Raw genomic sequence first — 3271 nt, 5'->3', positions numbered from 1 at the left:
GTGGGGGCGGTGGCGCAGAAGTGCGGCCATCCGGGTGCCGAGTTCGTCGGGATGACGTAGGGCGGAATCGAAGGCGAGCCGGACGTCGACGTGGCCGCGTACGCGTTCCAGGCGGAGCACGAGGCCGTGGCGGTCGAGGCGGATCGGGACGACGCGGCGCACCCCGTACCGGTGACGTGGGTCGATCAGGCGGAAGAGCTGCTCGATGGTGCGCGGGTGGTGGTGGTTGAGGTGGCCGAGCAGCTCCGCCTCGTCGGCGGCGAGGGGGTCCGGTTCGGCGGCGGCGAACTCGTCGGGGTCGACGGGCGTGGTCACCCCGTCGATGCTGATCTCGGCGGCGGCCAGGTCGAGCAGCGCGGTCAGGTCGCCCGCGCCGCCATCGGTGATGCGCAGGGTGGTCGGGGCGAGCCAGCCGCTGAGGGTGCCGTGGCCGCGTACCCGGTCCCGGACCGGTGTCGGTGCCAGGTCGGTGACCTGGATGATCGCCGCGACCTCGCGTCGGCGGGTGAGGTCGGCGGCCAGTTCGCTGTCGGCCGGTAGGTCGATCCGCAGCCGGCCGGTGGCGTCGAGCGAGTGCCGGCCGATGAGTTCGGCGCGCTGGCCGGTGGTCTGGAGGGCCAGCGACGAGGCCCCGGCGAGGATCGAGCGCAGCCGTCGGGCGGGAGCGTCGGAGTGGATGTTGCTCAACCTGGCACCTCCTATTAGGTTAGGCTTACCTTAGTACGAGAGGTGAGCCGTGAACCAGTCCCGTCCGAAAATCAAGCGATCCCGTGCCCTCGGCATCCCGCTGACCCCGAAGTGCGTGCGCTACTTCGAGCGCCGCCCGTTCCCGCCCGGCCAGCACGGACGTTCCCGCAAGAGCACCAGCGACTACAAGGTCCGCCTGCTGGAGAAGCAGCGACTCAAGGCGCAGTACCACCTCAGCGAGGGGCAACTGCGGCGGGCGTTCGCGCAGGCTGCCCGCCGCGAAGGCAAGACCGGCGAAGCGCTCATCGTCGACCTGGAGACCAGGCTGGACGCGCTGGTGCTGCGGGCCGGTCTGGCGCGGACGATCTACCAGGCCCGGCAGGCGGTGACGCACCGGCACGTGACGGTGAACGGGCGCCGGCTCGATCGCCCGTCGGCGCGGTTGAGCCCGGGTGACGTCATCGCCGTCGCGCCCGGCAGCCGGATGAAGCCGCCGTTTCTCGCCGCCGCAGCCGGCGCGCACGCGCCGCAGCGCCCGGCACCCTACCTGTCGGTCGATCTCGCCAACCTGACCGTACGACTGGTCCGGCTCCCGCTGCGGGCCGAGGTGCCGGTGATCTGCCAGGAACAGTTGGTCGTCGAGCACTACTCGCGCTGACCCGCACCCGGCTGCCCGGCCGCCGCCGGCACCTGCCGCGCCGCCACGCGGCCAGCTCGACCAGGGCCCGGTCGAGCGTGCCTCACCGGGTCCGAGCCACTGCTTTGACCTCGGCGAAGGTCGCCACCCGGTCGCACTCCTCGGGGGTCAACTTGTTGATCAACGCTTTGGCGGCCTGGGCCTGCTTCGTGGTGGGTAGGCCGCCGGCGACGAGGTCGGGCAGTACCAGTTCGTAGCCGACCCGGGCTCGTGGACTGTAGCGGTGGCGGTGGCGGGCGACTGCGAACGAGACACGGATGGCGTGCTCATTGCCGGGTGGCACCTGCGGCCGGTCCGTCTCGCGGGCCGCGAAGCGCAACTCGTGGTGGTAGGCGCAGCGCCGGCAGGTGAGCGGACCTCTGGTCAGCGTGGATCCGCACTGCGTACACGTCAGATGGTCGAAGGCGGCGTCGACGACGCGCCAGTCGTACGCGTCGGGGTTGTCGACCACGAGCCCGGCCAGCGCCGTCTCATCGGCGCTGCCCGGGACGACGTCGTATTCGCCGAGCAGGCGTGTCCAGGCCAGGTCGAGGTCGGTCTCAAGCTGGCCGACGGTGCGGGCCAGAGCGGCGCTGCGCCACGTGTCAACCATGCCGTCGAGGATCCTCCCCCAGCCGACCTCGGGACAGCGGGTTTCCCACCGCGTTCGGCCAGTCGTCCCCACCCGGGTTGCGGGCGGGCCGGCGACACGGTACGCCATGCGTACGCAGATCGACCGATGGCTCCGGGTGCCGACCCGGCGGCGGTCTGGAAGTCGAGGATGGCATGGAATTCTTGACCAGTCCCGAGCTGTGGATCGCGTTCGCGACCCTGCTCCTGCTGGAGATCGTGTTGGGCATCGACAACGTCGTGTTCATCTCGATCCTGTCCGGTCGGCTGCCCGAGCATCAGCAGGCTCGGGCTCGCACGATCGGCATCTCGCTCGCCCTGATCACCCGCCTGCTCCTGCTGGCCTCCCTGTCCTGGATCATCGGCCTGACCGCGCCGTTGTTCACCGTGCTCGGTCAGGAGATCTCCGGGCGGGACCTCATTCTTCTGCTCGGCGGTTTGTTCCTGGTCGGCAAGGCGACGTACGAAATCCACGAGCATCTGGAGGGTGCCGACCACGGGCGGTCGGCCAAGAAGACCGTCTCGTTCGGTGTGGTCATCGCCCAGATCCTGGTGCTGGACGTGGTCTTCTCGCTCGACTCGGTGATCACCGCGGTCGGCATGGTCGACGAACTCGCCATCATGATTGCCGCCGTGGTGATCGCGATGATCATCATGCTGGTCTCGGCCGGTGCGGTGAGCAACTTCGTCAACCAGCATCCGACGGTCAAGATGCTGGCCCTGTCGTTCCTGCTGATCATCGGCGCGAGCCTGATCGCCGAGAGCTTCGACCAGCACATCCCGAAGGGCTACGTGTACGGGCCGATCGCCTTCTCGATCTTCGTGGAGTTCCTCAACCTGCGGGTCCGGTCGCGTCAGCGCCGCCAGGAGGCGCAGCCGGTGCAGCTGCACCCGACGTACGTGAAGAAGGGCGCGCCGGAGCCGGAGCCGGAGCCGACCCCGACCGCCTGACCCCGACGGAGCCGCCCGCCGGCCCGCATGGCGCGGTACGCGGGCCGGCCGGGTTCCCGCTTCCGACGCCGCACGCACCGCGACGGTGCGTGCGGCGTCCGTCGTCAGTGGACGCGCCACGTCCGGGCAACCTGGCCACCCGCGTGCTACTCGCGCGTAACTTTTCATTGACGTTTCCAGATCATTACCGGCATCATCAACGCACGGTCGATCGGACACATCCACCTCCACCCCGGCAATCCCGGGGGTTCCCTCATGGGAGGTGCAGCGATGCTGCTCCGAAAGGCTGTCCCCGTCCTGGCCCTGGCCCTCGCCGCAGTCCTGGCC

Annotated in this window: 4 protein-coding genes; 2 read left to right on the top strand and 2 right to left on the bottom strand. The window is 69.8% G+C overall.

Going from position 1 to position 3271, the window contains the following annotated elements; genetic code table 11:
• A partial coding sequence (locus tag C1I93_RS29740; RefSeq protein WP_181445381.1) for a DUF2470 domain-containing protein occupies positions 1-702 on the bottom strand: 702 nt, incomplete at its 3' end.
• Positions 703-736: 34 nt separating this feature from the next.
• On the opposite strand from C1I93_RS29740, the gene rpsD reads away from it, so the two are divergent.
• Positions 737-1345, top strand: coding sequence for a 30S ribosomal protein S4 (rpsD, locus tag C1I93_RS29735; RefSeq protein WP_111246567.1), 609 nt, complete (start codon positions 737-739; stop codon positions 1343-1345).
• Positions 1346-1427: 82 nt separating this feature from the next.
• Here rpsD and C1I93_RS29730 read toward each other — a convergent pair whose 3' ends face one another.
• Positions 1428-1976 (bottom strand): hypothetical protein, encoded by a 549-nt coding sequence (locus C1I93_RS29730; RefSeq protein WP_111246566.1) that lies wholly within the window; start codon positions 1974-1976, stop codon positions 1428-1430.
• Between the two features lie 173 nt (positions 1977-2149).
• Between C1I93_RS29730 and C1I93_RS29725 the strand changes: the two genes are divergently transcribed.
• On the top strand, positions 2150-2944 hold the full coding sequence (locus C1I93_RS29725) for a TerC family protein (RefSeq protein WP_111246565.1): 795 nt from the start codon (positions 2150-2152) through the stop codon (positions 2942-2944).
• Positions 2945-3271 lie beyond the last annotated feature (327 nt).

Source organism: Micromonospora endophytica, assembly GCF_003236305.1.
In the GTDB taxonomy this organism is placed as follows: Bacteria; Actinomycetota; Actinomycetes; order Mycobacteriales; family Micromonosporaceae; genus Micromonospora; species Micromonospora endophytica.
This window is presented reverse-complemented; position numbering and strand designations above follow the sequence as displayed.